Below are 17,467 nucleotides of genomic sequence, written 5' to 3'. Positions count from 1 at the left end.
GGCCGAAACACTGAAGTCCGGAAATAGTTGCGCTCCCTGGTGCGAATTCTGGAGCGACTAATAGGGAGCGGGCCAGACGAGGGCGCCCATGCCGATGCGTGCCTCGTCCTTGTCGCGCAGCAGGAACAGCTCTCCGTCGCGAAGGCGGAAGTGCTTCCCCTCCCGGGTGATGCGGACGCAGCCATACCCGATGAGGGAGCCCTTCTCGAGCGACTCCTTCACCGCGGCGTTGCGGTCGTCCTGACCTTCGGGGGTGGCGCTGAGCCGGGAGGGCAGGGCGAGGAACTCCTCGGGCGTGTAGCCGAAGTGCTGGGAGGCGGAGGCGTTGGTGTAGAAGTAGACGGGGTCCTCGCTCGCGTCCTGGGCGAGCAGCATGAAGGGGGCCCGGGTATGGACCCACTCCAGGCGTGCCTCTTGTGGTGCCTGCTCCAGATGTGGAGGACAGAAGCCGCTGCCGAGCGGCTTGCCTCGCTGGCGCTGGTAGGACGCATCGATCAACTTGAGGATGGGCAGGACGAGGCGCGGTTCTCTCATCGGATGTTCTCCTTGAGCAGAGGTGGGGCTTAGAGGTTGTTGGCGCGAGGATTGAGTCCGAGGATCTGCTCGGTATCCACGGGCACCGTCACGAGGATGGACTTGCCGGTGCGCCCCTGATGCAGGCGGAGGATGTCCTCGAGGTTGGCGAGGTCTGGCTTCAGGTGGCAGGCCGCCCAGCCGCACGCGCGCGCGATGTCGCCGAAGTCCATCGCCGTGAGTCGGGTGTGGCCACGAGAGGGCTCCATGCCGGGGAGGATGGTGGGCAGGGCCTGCTCGACGATGCCGTAGCTCGCGTTGTCGAGCACGAACAGCAGGAGGTCCAGGGAGCTCGCCTCGGACAGACAGCCGGCGAAGAGGCGGAAGCAGCCGTCGCCGGTGAAGCCCACGACATGGCTCTGGGGAGAGGCCAGCTTCGCGCCGATGCCCAGGCCCAGGACATTTCCCATCGCGGAGCCTCGGTAGAGCGAGAAGAAGCGGGCGTTCGGATGAGGGCGCTGGGTGACGTACTGGCGGTCCTTGTAGGAAAGACAGACATCGTCGAAGCCGAGCGTGCCGGGGGCCCACAGCGAGTCGAGTTGGCTGAAGAACTGGCGCATGTCCACGAAGCCGGGGCGGGGTGGCTTGCGCTCGGAGGTGTTGAGGTTGCGAGGGGCGGGGCGGGTCCGCAGCGTGCGTGTCGGATGGTGCTCCAGGTGCTCGACGAGGGCGTGAAGCGCGCTCTCCAGCGGCGTCACCCACTGGCGGAAGCCATGGCGCGCGCGATGCGCGAAGCTCCCATTGTGTTGCCCGTATCCGTCCTCCACGGAAGTGAGCACGAACGTCTGTCCGGCCTGATACTTCTCTAGATTCACGGTGTACTCGTCCGGGCTGGCTCCGAGGACGATGAGCACGTCGTCCTCGCCGAGGCTCTTCCACACCGCCATGGCCGCATCGTTCCCGCCGAAGGAGATGTAGCCATGGCCCATCGGGTTGCCGCGCTCGACGCCATTGGCGCCGTTGATGCTCCAGACCAGCGGAGCGCCCAGTTGTTCGCACAGCCGCGTCGTGAGTCGCTGGGCATGCCGGACGCGGGCCAGCTCCTCTCCGGCGAGGACGACGACCCGGCGCCCGTCCAACTCGGAGCGGATGGACTCCACCATCTCCTGGACCTGGGCGGGGTTGGCCTCGGTGGGGCGGATGGCGGAGAAGCGGCAGCGCTCGGTGCCGGTGGGGCGCTTGAGGATGGTGGGCTCGATGACGAGCACGACGGGCTTGTAGTGCTGAAGTCTGCGCTGGGCTCGCAGGAGCTGCTCGACGAGGGTCCCCGGCTGGTCGAGCATGAAGACGCCCTGGGGCAGCTCCGCTTGCAACTGCTGGGCGATGTTGTTGCCGAGCGCGGAGGTATCCTGGAGCGGACTGAGCCCGTCCGTGGTCGGCGACGAGATGGGCACCAGGAAGACGGACGGGATGTCGTGCATCTTGGCGTCGGTCAGCCCGCAGGTGAGCAGCTTCGTCGCGGCCCCCGTCGTGGCGACACAGCAGCCCAGCTCGCCGGTCGCCAGGTAGCTGCCCAGCGGCACGAAGCCCGCGACGTACTCTCCGACGGTGAAGTGGCGCAGCGCGCCGTCGGACGGAGGAGCCGCCGAGCCGGGATGCGGCTCCAGGTGCCGCAGGAAATGCAGCAGACCTCCCCCCGTGACACCGGTACAGGTCGTGATGCCCCACGCGCTCAGTGCATTCAAGACCACTTCGTAGCCACTCAGTCCACGATTCGATGTGCTCATGGTGCGACAAGCTATGTGCCGTGTTTTTGAATCGCATGAAAATGCGTCGGAGGGTTGCCTTCTGGGATGAAAGTGATTGCCCGCATGATGTGTCGGTGCGGGGAGGTGTGTTTGTGATTGGAGGGGCGGGCTTCTTGCGGGTGCGGGGCGATGTCGAGCCGCCATGTATCACCCGCCCCGCAGGCGCCTTCGGCTGCGGGGGAGTCCGGACTGTCGAGTGGGGGGAAGACAACCGGGGCCGGGAGCGAGCGCGCGGTGGGGAGGTTCCACCCCCGGGCTCAGCTCCACGGCCCCGTGAGGACTACCAGGTGATGCCGTCCATGTGGACAGTGCCCGTCCAGCCGCTGTTGGTCGTGAACTCGATGCCGAGCTGGTAGAGCGGCGTGGTGCTGTTGGAGGGCAGGACCACCGTCACGGTGTTCCACGTCGCGGGCTTGAGGCTGCTCATCGCCGTCCATTGCCCGGTGTATCGCCAGCCGCCGGTCTCACCTTCCAGCGCGAAGGGCTGGATGGCGGTGATGGCGCTGCCGCTGGGAATCCAGACGCGGAACGTCACGGTGCCGCCGCGCGGAACCGGTGCGGTGCGGACGGAGACGACGCCCGTGCCCGCGGTTCCACTGAAGGGCACCGCGAGGGAGCGCGTCCCCGCCTGGGCCCGTGTGGTGGAGGACGTCGCGGCCTTGACGGGTGTGCCCGAGGCCGACCAGCCCTCGGTGCCGGACTCGAAGCCGTAGCCGCGAGGGGGGCCACCGGAGCCGCCGTCGGTCGTGCCCGCGTCGGTGCCACCGCCCGAGCCGCCGTCCCGGGTGCCGCCATCCGTGCCTGCATCGGCGCCGCCATCTCGGGGACCCGCATCCGCGCCTGCGTCGGTGCCCGCGTCGGGGCCGCCCGGGCCGCCATCGGTGCCGCCTCCGCCGCCGGGAAGGGTGGTGCCCGTGGCGGGGAGCGTCAGTCCGCCCGCGAGGAGGAACGGGGCGGCGCGAGTCTTGAGGTACGGCTGTCCATCCGCGCCCAGGTCATTCGGGTAGGAGCTCTGTCCGCCCGCGCCCGCGCCGAAGAGGAGCGCGATGACGCCTGTGTTGGCGAACTTGCGGCGGTGGGCGTCGCCGCTCGGGCCGAAGAAATACTCGGGGCGGTTGTCGCGGTAGCCCGCGCGGGCGCTGCCGTCGTTGTTGATGTTGCGGTGCTGCGAGTTGCCGAGCGGAATCTGCCAGAGCACCCAGCGCTTGCCGGAGGTCTGGTTCATCAGGGTCAGCCACTGCGCGTAGCGATTGAAGGAGCGCGAGGAGATGGAGGCGTTGTCGCTGGCGTCCCACCAGACGTCCTGCGCGCGCGTCAGCTTGTAGAAGTCCGCGTCCCGGTCCAATGGGTCTCCGACGAGCACGTCATACGTGGCGCCCGTCGTGTTGGCGCCGAGTCCCAGCGGCTTGAGGAAGTTGACGACCTTGTCCACCTCTGGCTGGAGCGGGTCGGTGACGGAGCAGCAGGAGATGTCCTTGCCGCTGGCCCAGGCGGAGATGTGGATACCGAGGATGACGTTGTTGGCGCCCACGGACTTGCGGAGCTGGAGGAAGGCGAGGCCCCAGCCCGCCACGGTGTTGGGAAGGCCCGCCAGCTCGGGCATGCCCGAGGCGGCGATGGCGGCATACGCGTTGGGATTGGAGTTCGTATAGAACTGGAGGAGTCCCACGGCGTCCGGCTCCACGAGCAGCAGCACGGGCCGTCCGAACTCCTTCGCGCGCTGGAGCAGGATCTTCAGGTCGCCGAAGTAGCTCTTCATCGTCGCGGCGTTCTGCACCTTGGCGAGTGACTCGCTCTCACCGCCGCCGGGCTCGGCGAACAGCTGGTAGAACACGGGCGCGGGGATGTAGCCCTGGGTCTTGGACTCATCGAGGAAGGTCTTTCCCCAGCTGCCATCGGGCTGTCCCCAGCCCCAGTTGTCCACCCAGCCCTTGGTGAAGTAGCGGTAGCGCACGTCCCAGGGGACGCCGCTGTCGCGCATCCAGTTCTGGCCTGCCTCCTCGAAGAGGCCCACGGCGAGGCGATTGGGCATCCCCGTGGGAACGGGGCCCTTCACGCCGGGCGGTTGTGATTGGGCGAGGGCGGGTGACACGGCGATTGTCATCCACGCCGCCGCCAGAAGGGCGAGGTTGCGTCGGAGCGTTGGTTTCATGCTCCTGACTACAAACGGCTGGCAGTCGACATACCGATTGCCCGCACCCAACGTCGGGACGCCTGCCCTCCATACCAAGGGGCGAGCCCTCGCATTCGAGGCACCCGCCCTGAGTGATGACAGTCACTTGCCGGAGCCGAGCCTGGGCTCCGAGGGAGGAGTCATGCGCCGGTTTTCATGGGCCCGGGCAGGCAAGGCCCGGCTCGGGAGCGTCCTTGTCCTGATGCGCGAGGAGGCAGCGCAGGGCCTCTGGATCCGCGGAGTCCGAAAGGTATGTGCGTCGCCACAGCATCGCGGCCACGCGCTGGGGCAGCTGCGGGTCCTGGGCCACCAGCGCGCGACGGACACCGTTGGCTCCCGTGGGAACGGTGGCCGCGGCGGCCTCCAGCTTCGCCACTTCATCGGGGCAGCCGTCGGGACAGTTGTAGAGAAACACCGCGTGCCCGTGCTCCAGGTTGTGGACATACAGACAGCGCGACACGGGCTCGCTGTAGACTCCGCAGCGCGCCACGTTGCCGCAGTGCGGGCCGGAGTTCGGAGGATTCTCGCCGTTGCCGCAGGCCGGGCTGTCACAGACGGCCAGGTGGCCGGACGACGTCGGCGCGGAGAGCGGGAAGCTGTATTGTTCGCAGCCGCCAGGCTCCGGGTCATCCGAGGAGTCGCACGCGGACAGCGACACGAGCGCGAGCAGCGAGGGAAGCACGAGGGCGTGTTTGATTGGCACGGTCCACGTCATACCGCATCAGCCGGGGAACGCGCCTCGACGCTCCACATCCTGGGCGCGCAGCCCCGGCAGGCCCACGGCCTCCGCGAACCGGAGGAAGTCGGGCTGGGACAAGCTCCCTCCCATGGCGTGGGCGTGGCCCGCTTCGAGCGCCTCTCCCAGCGCGGAGGGCGCCAGTCCCTGGAGGAGGGCCAGGGGATCGTTGGTCGCCTGGCTGCGCAGCGCGAAGTCCACGCGCCCGGGCAGGTAGCCCGTGTTGGCCGCGATGACGAGGTGCTCGGGGAGGCGCTGCGCCCACCTCATGGCCACCAGGGGATGCACCAGGGCCTCGGAGCTGAACAGCAGGAGCGCCACGCTCGTCGCGAGGCGCGGAGGTGTCTTCGCGCAGCGCTCGACTTCCCGACGCACTTCCAGGCGGCAGTCGCGCAGTTCGTCCACGCCGGGCACGTGTCCCTCGGCGACGTCCGTCGCGCTCCTCGCGCGCAGGAGCACCTCCAACGCCCTGGGTGCGGCGAAGCGCGCGGAGCGTCGCGCGGCGTTCATCAGGGACACTGTCTCCACCACGGCCTTGCGGTTCGCGCGTCGCAGCGCGTCCTTGAGGAGCGGCATGGGCGCGTCGGTGCCGAGCGCGCCCACCGTGCCGAGCACCGCGAGCCACTCCAGCGGCCCGGGGGCGACGAGGGGCGACACGAGCACGTAGGTGAGCAGGCTGGTGCTCGCGGCGGGCTCAGGGCCGAGCGCGGAGAGGAGGCAGGTCTCGGGAGTAAGCGGAGCGGCCAGGTGAGGTGCCACGATGAGCGTGGGGACCGAGGGCAGGAGGGACGCCGCTCGGCTGCCCGGGTCGAGCAGAACGAGGGCTTCGGGTGAGGTGGCGCGGACGCGTTCCAGGAACCCGGGCGATTGAGCAAGCTCTCCCTTTCCGGGGACGCGGAGGGAGCCCGAGGCACCCAGGGCCTTCAAGGCGTGGACCATGAGGACGCCCGAAGCGAGCCCATCCACCTCCGCGTTCGGCGCCACCAGCACCCGTCTCCCGCGCTGTCGCGCCAGGAATTGGCGGGCCTCGTGGAGTGCTTCCTCGGAGGCAGGCCAGTGTGGGTCCTTCGTGTGTCCGAGCAGCATGCCTTCAAAGCTGTAACGCAGCCTTGGCGCATGGGAGGGAGAGGGCAGGGGACTCGCCTGCTCCACGGGCGGGCCCGAAGGGGACGTGTGATGCAAGACATCGCGTCGAACACACTCAAACAGAAGGACGTGGCCATTTTCGCGTTGCGTCACCCGGAGGCCGCCGCCGGACGCCGACGTGGTGGGACGGGAGCGCGGGGGCCGGAGGGCCTACTTTCGAGATGTCATCGGCTGGCGGTTCCTCTACGGTCCGCCCCATGAAACGGAACCGACTCCCGCAGTCGTTGCTGCGCTCGGCCCTCGCGGCCATGGTGCTGACCGCAGTCCCGGGCTTCGCCCAGGCGCCCGCCGCCAAGGCCACCCCAGAAGAGGCGAAGCAGTTCGTCGAGAAGGTGAACGCGGACCTCAAGCGGCTGTGGACGAAGCAGGCCACCGCCGAGTGGATCAAGTCGACGTACATCACCGATGACACCGAGCGGAACGCCGCCTACGTCAACGAAGAGGTGCTCGGCTACGTCAACGGCGCCATCAAGGACTCGCGGCGCTTCGACGGCCTGAAGCTCGACGCGGACACCGCGCGCATGCTGCACCTGCTGCGCGTGTCTCAGGCGCTGCCGGCGCCCTCGGACGCGCAGAAGCGCGCGGAGCTGGCGACGACGGCCGCGAAGCTGGAGGGCCTCTACGGCAAGGGCAAGTACTGCGGCGCCGACGGCAGGGCGAAGTGCAGGGACTTGGAGGAGCTGTCCGACGTCATGGCGGAGAGCCGTGACTACAACGCGCTGCTGGATGCATGGCAGGGCTGGCACTCCATCTCCAAGCCCATGCGCCCGCTCTACCAGCAGCTGGTGAGCATCTCCAACGACGGCGCGAAGGACATCGGCTTCAACGACCTGGGCACCCTGTGGCGCTCCGGCTACGACATGCAGCCCGCCGAGTTCGAGAAGGAGGCCCAGCGTCTGTGGGGCCAGGTGAAGCCGCTGTATGACGACCTGCACTGCTACGTGCGGGGCCGGCTGGCGAAGCAGTACGGCGCCGACAAGGTGCCCACGGGCAAGCCGATTCCGGCGCACCTCCTGGGCAACATGTGGGCCCAGGAGTGGAACAACATCTACCCCCTGGTGGAGCCGTTCCCCGGTCAGGCCAGCCTGGACGTGGACGCCGAGCTGAAGAAGCAGGACTACGAGCCGCTGAAGATGGTGCGGCTGGGTGAGAAGTTCTTCACCTCGCTGGGCCTCAAGCCGCTGCCGGAGACCTTCTTCGAGCGCTCCCAGTTCACCAAGCCCAAGGACCGCGACGTCGTCTGCCACGCCAGCGCCTGGGACGTGACGTACGACAACGACCTGCGCATCAAGATGTGCATCAAGCCCACGGAGGAGGACCTCGTCACCATCCACCATGAGCTGGGTCACAACTACTACTTCACCTACTATTACAAGCTGCCTGTGTTGTATCAGGCCGGCGCGAACGACGGCTTCCACGAGGCCATTGGCGACGCGCTGACGCTGTCCATCACCCCCGCCTATCTCCAGCAGGTGGGGCTGCTGAAGGAAGTGGCGAAGAACGACAAGAACCTCATCAACCTCCAGATGAAGGACGCACTGGAGAAGGTGGCGTTCCTGCCCTTCGGTCTGCTGGTGGACCAGTGGCGCTGGGAGGTCTTCTCCGGCCGCGTGAAGCCGGCGGACTACAACAAGTCGTGGTGGACGCTGCGCCAGAAGTACCAGGGTGTCGCGGCGCCGGTGGCGCGCTCCGAGCAGGACTTCGACCCGGGCGCCAAGTACCACGTGCCTGCGAACGTCCCGTATACGCGGTACTTCCTGGCCCGCATCCTCCAGTTCCAGTTCCACAAGGCGCTGTGTGAGGCTTCGGGGTTCAAGGGCCCCCTCCACGAGTGCTCCATCTACGGGAACAAGGAGGCCGGAAAGCGGCTGCAGGCGATGCTGGAGTTGGGCGCGAGCAAGCCCTGGCCGGACGCGCTCCAAGTGGTGACGGGAACGCGCAAGATGGATGCAACGCCACTGCTGGATTACTTCAGCCCGCTGCGTCAGTGGTTGAAGGCCCAGAACAAGGGTCAGAAGTGCGGCTGGTAACGCGGTGAAGTGGACTTCCCCGGGAATTGCCGTCTAGATTCCCGGGGTCCTTTAGGGTTCGCTCGGTAGGACCGGACGGCGGATTTTCGCGTCCGTGACGAAAGAAGAAGAAATCGAATGGCTACTGGTACCGTGAAGTGGTTCAACGATGCGAAGGGCTTCGGCTTCATCACCCAGGACGGCGGTGGTGAGGACGTGTTCTGCCACCACACCGCCATCAACATGGATGGCTTCCGCACCCTCCAGGAGGGGCAGAAGGTGGAGTTCGAAGTGGCCCGCGGCCCCAAGGGTCTGCAGGCGCAGAACGTCCGCGCAGGCTGATTCCCGGCGTCGTTCGTAACGACTTCCTGGATGCATCATGAGGGTCCGGCCTGCCAAGGTCGGGCCCTTCGTGCTTTCTGGAGCCCCCATGTCCTCTGTGAAGCCACGCTTCAATTCCGCCGTGCGGTCCTGGCCCCTGATGTTTGTGTTGGGCTGTGCCACCACGCAGCCGTCCTCGCCCGTGGAAGCAAGGCCTCCGGCCTCGGCCCCAGCGCCGGAGGAGTCCCAAGCCATGAAGCCCGCGTACGACTTGTCCGCCGTGAAGGCGGAGCTGGTGGCGAAGCATGGGGAGACATCGCGCGCGCGCATCGAGCGGGGCGTGGCGCAGGTGGCGTTGCAATGGCGAGCGGAGGACGGAGACCTGGCCGCTTTCGTGCGCGAGCAGTTCGTGTCGGACGCGCGGGTGTTGGACGCGACGTTCGCGCGATTGGAGCGGCTGTTCGAGCAGTTGGATGGGCACATGCTGGAGCTGGGCCGTGAGGCGCAGTGGTACACGGACCTGGACCTGGGGCCGCTGTTGCCGGTGGAGCCGCTGGTGGCGGCGTATGACCCGGGCGCGCACGTCACCGAGGACCTGTTCCGCTCGAAGGTCGCCTTCGTGGCGCTGCTCAACTTTCCGCTGACGACGCTGGCGGAGCGCACGGAGAAGGGCCCCACGTGGACACGCAGGCAGTGGGCGGAGGCGCGGCTGGCCGGGCGCTTCGGCATGCGGGTGCCGGCGGAGCTCGAGCAGGAGACCTCGCGCGAGGTGGCGGCGGCGAACCTCTACATCGCCGAGTACAACGTGTGGATGCACCACCTGGTGGACGAGCGCGGAGCGCGACTCTTCCCGAAGGGGTTGCGGCTCATCAGCCATTGGAACCTGCGCGACGAGCTGAAGGCTGACTATGCGGACCCGCGAGGGCGCGAGAAGCAGCGCATGATTGTCCAGGTGATGGAGCGCATCATCACCCAGACGATTCCGGCGGCCGTCATCGACAACCCGAGGCTGGACTGGAACCCGTACACCAACGTCGTGGCGGTGGCGCCAGCCGACACGGTGGAGGCGGACGCGCCGTCGAAGGAAGCCAAGGCGGACGCGACGCGGGAGCAGGACGTGCGCTACGCGCGGCTGCTCGCCATCTTCCAGGCCGCGCGCAAGGCGGACGCGTATGTGCCCATCGCTCCCACGCGCATCGCTCGTGCCTTCGAGCTGGGGCGGGAGCTGCCCGAGGCGCGGGTGAAGGCGCTGCTGACGCAGGTGCTGGAGTCTCCGCTCGTGCCGCGAGTGGCGAAGGAGATCGAGTCACGGCTGGGCCGGAAGCTGGAGCCGCAGGATGTCTGGTATGCGGGGTTCAAGCCGGGGGCTCAACGGCCGGAGTCGGAGCTGGATGCGCTGACGCGCAAGCGCTACCCGAGCGCGGAGGCGTTCGCGAAGGACATGCCGCGCATCCTTCGTGGCATGGGGTTCAGCGAGCAGAAGGCGGACTGGCTCGCGGCGCACATCCGCGTGGATGCGTCGCGAGGGGCGGGGCATGCCCAGCAGGCGCTGCGCCGGGGTGACTTCCCTCGACTGCGCACGCGCGTCGAGAAGGAGGGCATGAGCTACAAGGGTTACAACATCGCGGTGCACGAGCTGGGGCACAACGTGGAGCAGGCCTTCGGCCTCTACGGCGTGGACCACACGTTGCTCACGGGGGTGCCCAACAACGCCTTCACGGAGGCGCTGGCCTTCGTGTTCCAGGCGCGGGATTTGGAGCTGCTCGGGCTGGGCAAGCCGGACGCGGCCAGCGAGCGGGAGCGCGTGCTCGGAGACTTCTGGCAGACGTGGGAGCGCTCGGGCATCGCGATGGTGGACATGGGTGTGTGGCATTGGCTGTACGCGCATCCGGAGGCCACGTCGGCGGAGCTGCGCGAGGCGGTGGTGTCCCTCACCCGCGACGTGTGGGCCCGCTACTTCGCGCCGGTGCTGGGCGGCGAGGGAACCACGCTGCTCGCCGTCTACAGCCACATGATCAGCTATCCGCTGTACCTGCCGGACTATCCGCTGGGGCACCTCATCGCGTTCCAGATTGAGGAGCACCTGTCGCGCAAGGGCCCGCTGGGCGCGGAGTTCGAGCGGATGGCCACGTATGGCTCGGTGACGCCGGACCTGTGGATGACGCATGCGACGGGGGCGCCGGTGAGCGCGGAGCCGCTGCTGCGAGCGACGGAGGCCGCGCTGAAGGGGAAGCCGTAGGCCTCGGCGGTGGTAGTCTCCGCGCCGCTCATGCCCATCAAGCGTCGACTCAAGGAGCTGCTGGCCCAGGGACTGGTGAACGGAGGGCGGCGGCTCGGGCTGCTCGACGACCCTCGGCTGTTCCAGGTCTTCGAGCGCAACGGCTACCACGTCACGCCGAACCACTTCTATCAGCCCATCCCCGACACGGGCTCGCTGCCGGAGTCGCTCTGGGGCGCGCGCTCGGAGCTGGTGGGCGTGGACCTGCGCGCGTCGAGTCAGCTCGAGTTGTTGGAGCGCCTCTCCACGAAGTACCGCGACGAGTACACGGCCTTCCCGCGCGGACCCACGGGCGTGCCCCACGAGTTCCACCTGGACAACAGCGCGTTCGGGACGGTGGACGCGGAGCTGTTGTACTGCCTGGTGAGGGAGTTGAAGCCGCGGCGGCTCTTCGAGATTGGCTCGGGCTGGTCCACGCGGCTGGCCGCGCAGGCGTGCCGGATGAACGCGGCACAGGGCGCGCCCGCGTGTGAGCTGGTGGCGTTCGAGCCTTACCCCAGCGACGTGCTGCGTGCGGGCTTCCCCGGGCTGACGCGCCTGGAGCCGGTGAAGGCGCAGGACATTCCGTTGTCGGAGGTGGCGAGGCTGGAGGAGAACGACATCCTCTTCATCGACTCCAGCCACGTGTTGAAGGTGGGCAGCGATGTCCAGGTGGAGTTCCTGGAGCTGCTGCCAAGGTTGAAGAAGGGCGTGGTGGTGCACATCCACGACATCTTCCTGCCGGCGGAGTACCCCAGGTCCTGGGTGCTGGAGCACCGTCGCTTCTGGACGGAGCAGTACCTGCTCCAGGCGTTCCTGTCCTTCAATGACAGCTTCGAGGTGCTCTGGGGCAGCAGCTTCATGCACCTGACGCAGCCGGAGCGACTGCGTCAGGCCTTCCCTTCGTACCGAGGCGCTCCCGAGGACTGGCCCGGGAGCTTCTGGATTCGTCGGGTGAAGTGAGCCGCGCGGCTTACTGCCGGGACGTGTCGCCGGGGATGTCCACCAGCTCCACGTCGAAGATGAGGACGGCGTTGGGAGGGATTCGCGAGCCCGGAGGAGGGCGCTCGCCGTACGCGCTGGCGCCGGGGCAGGTGAGCTTCGCCTTGCCGCCCACCTTCATCCGCGCGACGCCCTGGGTCCAACAGGCGATGACGCCGTTGAGGGGGAACTCGACGGGGATGCCTCGCTTGGCGGACGTGTCGAACACGGTGCCATCCACCAGCCGGCCTTCGTAGTGGACCTTCACGGTATCGGTGACGCGGGGGCTCTTGCCGTTGCCCGCCTGCGTCTCGCGGTAGATGACACCCGAGGGCAGCTTCACCGCGCCGGGCTCCTTCGCCGCGCGCTCCAGCGCCGCGTTGCCGGCCTGCGCCTGGCGTGACTTCGCGAACGCTTGAATCTTGGGCGCGTACTCCTTCGGCTCGATGGCGGACGTGCCGGCCATGCCGTCGGCGATGCCGCGCTGGAGGATCTTCATCTCCTCCGGTGTGAGGACGAAGAGGGAGAGGTCCTTCCCCACGCTGGTGCCGAGGGCGTAGATGGTCTTTCCGTCCTCGGAGAGCTCGTCGGGAGAAGTCGAGGCCGCGGGCGCCTTCGCGGTGGGCTCGGCCTTCTTCGCCGCGCCGCCAGCCTGGGCGTGAGCTCCGGTGGTGCCGAGCACCAGCGCGAGGGTCGCCATCCACATCGTTCGCATGCTTCCACCTTTCATCATGAGGGCTGGAATATAGGCCCCACGCGCCCGCGCCCAGCACGGAGTGGTGGGTCGTTTTCTTGCGAGTTCATCACCTGCCTCTACCCTGCGTTCAGGTTGCTTCAACCCCGGAGCAACCTGTTGCACGCAGCGGAGGCGACGGAGCGATGAGCGACAAGCGTAAGGCGAAGCGGGCGCCCCTCGACATCTACCTGAACAAGTACATGGGCGGCGTGCCGTACATGTCGCGGGCCGCGGACATCAGCCCGGAAGGGGTGAGTCTGGCGCGGTTGATCGAGCCCCAGCACGAGGCGAAGCGCGTAGGTCTCCAGTTCCAGCTCCCGGGCTCCGAGGAGATCATCTACGCGGAAGGCGAAGTCGTCCGCGAGTGGGTGGAGCTGTCCACCGCCAAGAAGGGCGAGCGCTCCGGCGTGAAGTTCACGCTCCTCACCGAGCGGCACCGGAAGATGATCGACGCCTACGTCGACCGTCACGGCCGCCCGGGCAGCGAGAACTGACGCGTCGCGTCGCTCCTCGGGGGTTGTCTTGACTTCCTTGGAGGCGGGCTCCTTGAATGGGCAGCCATTCTGCCCTGGGACTACCCAAGGTATCGGGTGAGGACGGGAGGAGCTCCATGAGGCATTCGCTATGGGGGTTGTTGCTGGCTGTGCCTCTGTCGGCGTTCGGCCAGGGCAAGGCGGCGAAGCCCGCCCCCACCGTTGAGGTTGTCCGTCCGGTGGGCAGTGTGGGAGTGAATTGGGAGGGGCAGGTGCTTCGGGCGACCGGGGCGGGTGCTCCGGACCTGAAGGCGGCGAATCCGGGCCAGGCACGCCTGGGCGCCGAGCGCTCCGCCAGGCAGGAAGCGTCCAAGAATCTCCTCGACCAGGTGCGCACGCTGCAGGTGAGCGCGGGGCGCAGTGTTGGCGACGAGATGGCGCGGGACGAGGTGCGTGAGCGCGTGGAGACGGTGGTCCGCGCCCACAAGGTCGTCGCCAAGCGTTTCTTCTCGGACAGTGGCGTGGAGCTGGACGTGGAGGTGCCGCTGGCGGCGATCACCTCCGCGCTGGTGGTGCCCGCGCCGGGAGCGACCATCGTCTTCAACAGCGAGGGCGCGAAGAAGTACACGGGGCTGGTGGTGGATGCGCGAGGGTTGGGGCTCAAGCCCGTGCTCGCGCCCCGGCTCCTGGATGCGGCGGGCAAGGCGCTCTATGGCGCGGGCGCGCTGGCGAGTGACCTCCGCGAGTCCACCGGAGTCGCCGCGTGGTTCAACAGCCTGGATGCGGCGAAGAAGGCCGCGTTGGTGGGCGAGAAGCCCATGGTGGTGAAGGCCGCCGGGCTGAAGGGCTCCGACCTGGTGCTCGCCTCGGATGACGTGAAGACGCTGGGCGAGGTCAACACGCGCTTCCTGGCCGAGGGTCGGGTCGTCATCGTCACGCAGTAGGCGGAAGGTCGACAGGGTGATGGGGTGAGCGGTCCGCGGGTAGGACGAGTGTCGAGGGGCGTCATCCTGGTGTTGTGCGTGGGGTGTTCTGGGCGGCAGGAGCCGGACTCGCTGGCGCGGGCGCGCGAGCTGATGGCCGGTGCCCAGAGCACGAGCGGAGACGTGGCCCTGCGCTGCGACCCCGAGGACGCCGAGGTGTATCTGGACGGTGTCATCCAGGGCCTGTGCAGTGACTACTCGGGCAATCCCCGGGGCCTCACGCTGGGCTCGGGCCTGCATCAAATCGAAGTGAAGAAGCAGGGGTACTGGCCCTACACGACGTACTACGAGCCCAGTGGCGCCCGCGCGAGGCTGACCATCCAGCTCCGCTCCTCGGAGACCGCGCCCGGGGAACGCACGCAGTGACGTCGGGGCTGGCCTCTTGGTCGCCGCGCGTCCGGCCAGGCTCCCTTGCGCTGGAGCGCCCGTCGTGGTTTCCCCGAGAGCCTGGGCGATGAAGGTCCGTGGACCGGCCGTGTCCTCAGGTGAGGGCGCGCTGGGGACGTTTCGGCGATTTCATCCAGGAACCCGGGGCGTCCTAGACTGGACGCTTTCGGGATGCGCAATGACGGCTTGTAAGGAGCCGTAGGCCGCGGACGCTTCGCGGATGAGGAGTGGGTCATCGGACGCCGCAACAACAAGAAGAGCAGCCCTTCGGCCGTGAGTCCCGCGCCGGTGTCGCCCGTGCTTCACTCCGTGAAGGTGGAGGACGCAGCGGTGCCGACGGTGGCTCCGGTGCCGGAGGGGGAGCTGACGGAGGTCGAGGCCCGGCGCATCGACCTGTGGTGGTCGGCGGTGATGGTGGGCTCGTTGGGATTGGTGTTCGCGCTGCTGGCGGTGTTCGGCGGCGTGGCGGTGCCGGTGCTGTTGGCGCTGTCCGGGGCCTACATCTTCAATCCCATCGTGACGAGCCTGGAGCGACGGGGGTTGGACCGGACGTTGGGGACGACGCTCGTCTTCACGGCGGGGACGCTGCTGATGGTGGGCGCGGTGCTCTATCTCGTCCCGGTGTTTCGTGACGAGGCGCTGAAGCTGCCGGACTTCTTCAGTCGAGCGAGCACGCAGGTGGTGCCGCGCCTGGAGGCGTTGTTGGGCGCCTCGGTGCCGGACCTGGTGCGGCAGCGCACCACGGAGCTGGGACAGCAGGCGTCGGACCTGGTGCAGAGCGCGGGCCCCGCCGCCGCGCGCCTCCTGGCGGCCTTCGCTGGCAACACTGCGCGGTTCGTCGTGACGCTGCTAGGGCTCGCGGTGGTGCCGGTGCTGGCCTTCTTCTTCCTGCAGGACTACCCGCGCTTGATGGGGCGGCTGAAGGACCTGTTGCCGCGTCGCGCGGTGGGGCTGGTGGGGCGCCGGTTCGCGGAGGTGGACGAGGTGCTCTCCGCCTTCGTGCGTGGCCAGTTGACGGTGGGGGCCCTGCTGTCGGTCATCTACGCGGCGGGCTTGTCGGTGGGGCGCATCGACATGGCCATCGTCATCGGGGTGATCGCCGGCTTCGGCAACATGGTGCCGTATCTGGGCACGGGGTTGGGCATCCTGCTGTCACTGGTGGGGTTGATGCTGTCGTGGCAGGGGCCCTGGCAGCTTGGCGTCGTGGCGGGCACGTTCATCTTCGGCCAGATGCTGGAGGGCTTCGTCATCACCCCGCGCATCGTCGGCGAGAAGGTGGGCCTGGCGCCGGTGGCGGTCATCATCGCCATCCTGGCCTTCGGTGAGCTGTTCGGCTTCGTGGGCATCCTCCTGGCGGTGCCGGTGGCGGCCATCCTCAAGGTGGTGCTGAGCGTGGTGGTGCAGCGCTACCAGCGGACCTCGCTGTACACGGGAGAGGCTCGCTCGCGGTGATAGGCGCGGCGGTGTTGCTGGCGGCGGTGCTGGCGCAGGCTCCAGGCCCCGCCAGCCTCACGCTCTCCCGGTATCGCCTGAACCTATTGGTGGACGAGTCGGTGGACGCGGACACCCTGCGTTCCCTCGCCGGCAGTGGGACGGTGCTGTGGCTGAGCACCCGCTCGAACATGCCGCGCGACTCGACGCTGGAGGCGCTCAAGAGCTTCCCCGAGGTCTGGCTTCAGGTCCGGCCGCCGCTCGTCGAGGCCCATGCGCGGCAGCTCGGGCGGGCTCCCCGGGTGGGGCTCTGGGTGGACGCGACGACGCTCGACCTGTCGGGGTGGCACCATCGGCTGGGGCCCAGGCCCGTGGCGGTGGAGATTCGCGGGTCGCTGGATGGGGACGTCGCCCGCCGCGTGTCGGCCGTGAGGCCCAGGCGGGTGGCGTGGTTTCCCGGACCGGATGAGGCGACGCTGGCGGGCTGGGGTGAGTTCGTGCAGCTCCCGGGCGCGAAGCTGATGGGACCCATCGCGATGGAGGGGCCCGAGTCGGGTGGCGGCGCGTGGACCTGGAGGTCTCCGACCTCAAGGGGCCTGGTCTGGGCGGACACGCAGGGGAGGGTGCCAGCGGGTGTGGTCCGGCGGATCCGCGTGAGGGAGCTGCTGGAGGAGTCCGCCCTCGTGTCGTTGTTCGTCCAGGAGCCGGCCACGGAGCTGGAAGTCGAAGTGGGCGCGGACCCGGAGTCCCTGGGTTATGCCCGGGCTTGGGTCGAGCGGCTGGAGGCCGCGGTGAGCGGGAGCGCGCGGTGACGAAGCTGGAGAAGCTGCACCAGGAGATCGCGGCGTGCCGGAGCTGTCCCCGGCTGGTGGAGTGGCGCGAGGAAGTCGCCCGGGTGAAGCGCCGCGCCTACCGCGAGTGGACCTACTGGGGTCGGCCGGTGCCGGGGTTCGGGGATGCGCGGGCGAGGCTGATCATCGTCGGGTTGGCACCGGCGGCGCATGGGGCCAACCGGACGGGGCGGATGTTCACGGGAGACAGGTCCGGGGACTTCCTCTTCGCGGGGCTGCACCGGGCGGGGTTCGCGAACCAGGGGACCAGCGAGCACCGGGAGGACGGGCTGGCGCTGAAGGACGCGTTCATCGTGGCGGCTGCCCGGTGCGCTCCTCCGGACAACAAGCCGCTGCCCGAGGAGCTGGCGCGCTGCGCGCCGTTCCTGGATCGGGAGATGGCCCTGTTGCCCGGCCGGGTGCTGCTCGCCCTGGGGGCCATCGGATGGAACGCGGCGCTCGCGTCATTGGAGCGGACCGGAATGAAGTTCGGATCTCCGCGTCCCGCCTTCGGTCACGGGGCGGAGCTGGCGCTCCCGGACGGGCGGATCCTCCTGGGCTGCTACCACGTGAGCCAGCAGAACACGCAGACGGGGAGGCTGACGCCGGCCATGTTCGACGCGGTGATGGCGAGGGTCCGAGCGCTGATCGGAGCGGATCCGTGCGAGCGCGACGAGAAATGA

At 68.4% G+C, this 17,467-nt stretch carries 16 protein-coding genes; 10 read left to right on the top strand and 6 right to left on the bottom strand.

Translation table 11 applies throughout. The annotated features are described in order from the left end of the window. Positions 1–57: 57 nt before the first annotated feature. From ACN469_RS37500 to ACN469_RS37480, 5 genes are all read right to left on the bottom strand, one after another. Positions 58–534 (bottom strand): MEKHLA domain-containing protein, encoded by a 477-nt coding sequence (locus ACN469_RS37500; protein ID WP_498776150.1) that lies wholly within the window; start codon positions 532–534, stop codon positions 58–60. 29 nt (positions 535–563) lie between these two features. Beyond that, positions 564–2,300, bottom strand: coding sequence for a thiamine pyrophosphate-dependent enzyme (locus ACN469_RS37495; protein WP_498776149.1), 1,737 nt, complete (start codon positions 2,298–2,300; stop codon positions 564–566). A gap of 301 nt (positions 2,301–2,601) precedes the next feature. Continuing rightward, the gene (locus tag ACN469_RS37490) at positions 2,602–4,473 is read right to left on the bottom strand and encodes a carbohydrate binding domain-containing protein (protein WP_498776148.1); all 1,872 of its coding nucleotides are present in this window, start codon (positions 4,471–4,473) and stop codon (positions 2,602–2,604) included. 175 nt (positions 4,474–4,648) lie between these two features. Continuing rightward, the gene (locus tag ACN469_RS37485) at positions 4,649–5,164 is read right to left on the bottom strand and encodes a thioredoxin-like domain-containing protein (RefSeq protein WP_498776180.1); all 516 of its coding nucleotides are present in this window, start codon (positions 5,162–5,164) and stop codon (positions 4,649–4,651) included. A 51-nt stretch (positions 5,165–5,215) separates the two neighbouring features. Next, positions 5,216–6,316, bottom strand: coding sequence for a hypothetical protein (locus ACN469_RS37480; protein ID WP_498776146.1), 1,101 nt, complete (start codon positions 6,314–6,316; stop codon positions 5,216–5,218). Between the two features lie 257 nt (positions 6,317–6,573). Between ACN469_RS37480 and ACN469_RS37475 the strand changes: the two genes are divergently transcribed. The 4 genes from ACN469_RS37475 to ACN469_RS37460 all read left to right on the top strand — a co-directional run bounded on the left by ACN469_RS37475 (position 6,574) and on the right by ACN469_RS37460 (position 11,926). Continuing rightward, the gene (locus tag ACN469_RS37475; protein WP_498776144.1) at positions 6,574–8,406 is read left to right on the top strand and encodes a M2 family metallopeptidase; all 1,833 of its coding nucleotides are present in this window, start codon (positions 6,574–6,576) and stop codon (positions 8,404–8,406) included. Positions 8,407–8,523: 117 nt separating this feature from the next. Beyond that, on the top strand, positions 8,524–8,727 hold the full coding sequence (locus tag ACN469_RS37470; RefSeq protein ID WP_141640610.1) for a cold-shock protein: 204 nt from the start codon (positions 8,524–8,526) through the stop codon (positions 8,725–8,727). 37 nt (positions 8,728–8,764) lie between these two features. Continuing rightward, positions 8,765–10,945 carry a hypothetical protein gene (locus tag ACN469_RS37465; RefSeq protein WP_498776142.1) on the top strand — a complete coding sequence of 727 codons (2,181 nt, stop codon included), beginning with the start codon at positions 8,765–8,767 and terminating at the stop codon, positions 10,943–10,945. Between the two features lie 30 nt (positions 10,946–10,975). Further along, positions 10,976–11,926 carry a class I SAM-dependent methyltransferase gene (locus ACN469_RS37460; protein WP_498776141.1) on the top strand — a complete coding sequence of 317 codons (951 nt, stop codon included), beginning with the start codon at positions 10,976–10,978 and terminating at the stop codon, positions 11,924–11,926. A gap of 10 nt (positions 11,927–11,936) precedes the next feature. Here the strand turns inward: ACN469_RS37460 and ACN469_RS37455 are convergent, their stop codons facing one another. Beyond that, a complete protein-coding gene (locus ACN469_RS37455; protein ID WP_498776140.1) occupies positions 11,937–12,659 on the bottom strand; it encodes an FKBP-type peptidyl-prolyl cis-trans isomerase in 723 nt (240 codons plus the stop codon). Positions 12,660–12,823: 164 nt separating this feature from the next. Here ACN469_RS37455 and ACN469_RS37450 point away from each other — a divergent pair, with 164 nt between their 5' ends. From ACN469_RS37450 to ACN469_RS37425, 6 genes are all read left to right on the top strand, one after another. Then, a complete protein-coding gene (locus tag ACN469_RS37450; RefSeq protein ID WP_163867057.1) occupies positions 12,824–13,174 on the top strand; it encodes a PilZ domain-containing protein in 351 nt (116 codons plus the stop codon). A gap of 116 nt (positions 13,175–13,290) precedes the next feature. After that, complete coding sequence (locus ACN469_RS37445) at positions 13,291–14,097, top strand: TP0624 family protein (RefSeq protein ID WP_498776138.1); 807 nt, start codon at positions 13,291–13,293, stop codon at positions 14,095–14,097. Between the two features lie 78 nt (positions 14,098–14,175). Continuing rightward, positions 14,176–14,502, top strand: coding sequence for a PEGA domain-containing protein (locus tag ACN469_RS37440; protein ID WP_498776136.1), 327 nt, complete (start codon positions 14,176–14,178; stop codon positions 14,500–14,502). 330 nt (positions 14,503–14,832) lie between these two features. After that, a complete protein-coding gene (locus ACN469_RS37435; protein WP_498776178.1) occupies positions 14,833–15,975 on the top strand; it encodes an AI-2E family transporter in 1,143 nt (380 codons plus the stop codon). Further along, the gene (locus tag ACN469_RS37430) at positions 15,972–16,766 is read left to right on the top strand and encodes a hypothetical protein (protein ID WP_498776134.1); all 795 of its coding nucleotides are present in this window, start codon (positions 15,972–15,974) and stop codon (positions 16,764–16,766) included. The genes ACN469_RS37435 and ACN469_RS37430 overlap by 4 nt, the downstream gene beginning before the upstream one ends. Then, positions 16,763–17,467, top strand: coding sequence for a uracil-DNA glycosylase (locus tag ACN469_RS37425; RefSeq protein ID WP_498776132.1), 705 nt, complete (start codon positions 16,763–16,765; stop codon positions 17,465–17,467). The genes ACN469_RS37430 and ACN469_RS37425 overlap by 4 nt, the downstream gene beginning before the upstream one ends.

It is taken from the genome of Corallococcus terminator (assembly GCF_049194865.1).
GTDB lineage: Bacteria > Myxococcota > Myxococcia > Myxococcales > Myxococcaceae > Myxococcus > Myxococcus terminator_A.
Note: the sequence above shows the minus strand (reverse complement) of the source record. Positions and strands in the feature narration are given on the sequence as shown.

Bases quoted from the DNA above. Each gene is read 5' to 3' on its own strand.
- ACN469_RS37500 (WP_498776150.1), bottom strand. From the start codon at position 534: ATGAGAGAACCGCGCCTCGTCCTGCCCATCCTCAAGTTGATCGATGCG.
- ACN469_RS37495 (WP_498776149.1), bottom strand. From the start codon at position 2,300: ATGAGCACATCGAATCGTGGACTGAGTGGCTACGAAGTGGTCTTGAAT.
- ACN469_RS37490 (WP_498776148.1), bottom strand. From the start codon at position 4,473: ATGAAACCAACGCTCCGACGCAACCTCGCCCTTCTGGCGGCGGCGTGG.
- ACN469_RS37480 (WP_498776146.1), bottom strand. From the start codon at position 6,316: ATGCTGCTCGGACACACGAAGGACCCACACTGGCCTGCCTCCGAGGAA.
- ACN469_RS37475 (WP_498776144.1), top strand. From the start codon at position 6,574: ATGAAACGGAACCGACTCCCGCAGTCGTTGCTGCGCTCGGCCCTCGCG.
- ACN469_RS37470 (WP_141640610.1), top strand. From the start codon at position 8,524: ATGGCTACTGGTACCGTGAAGTGGTTCAACGATGCGAAGGGCTTCGGC.
- ACN469_RS37465 (WP_498776142.1), top strand. From the start codon at position 8,765: ATGAGGGTCCGGCCTGCCAAGGTCGGGCCCTTCGTGCTTTCTGGAGCC.
- ACN469_RS37460 (WP_498776141.1), top strand. From the start codon at position 10,976: ATGCCCATCAAGCGTCGACTCAAGGAGCTGCTGGCCCAGGGACTGGTG.
- ACN469_RS37455 (WP_498776140.1), bottom strand. From the start codon at position 12,659: ATGCGAACGATGTGGATGGCGACCCTCGCGCTGGTGCTCGGCACCACC.
- ACN469_RS37450 (WP_163867057.1), top strand. From the start codon at position 12,824: ATGAGCGACAAGCGTAAGGCGAAGCGGGCGCCCCTCGACATCTACCTG.
- ACN469_RS37445 (WP_498776138.1), top strand. From the start codon at position 13,291: ATGAGGCATTCGCTATGGGGGTTGTTGCTGGCTGTGCCTCTGTCGGCG.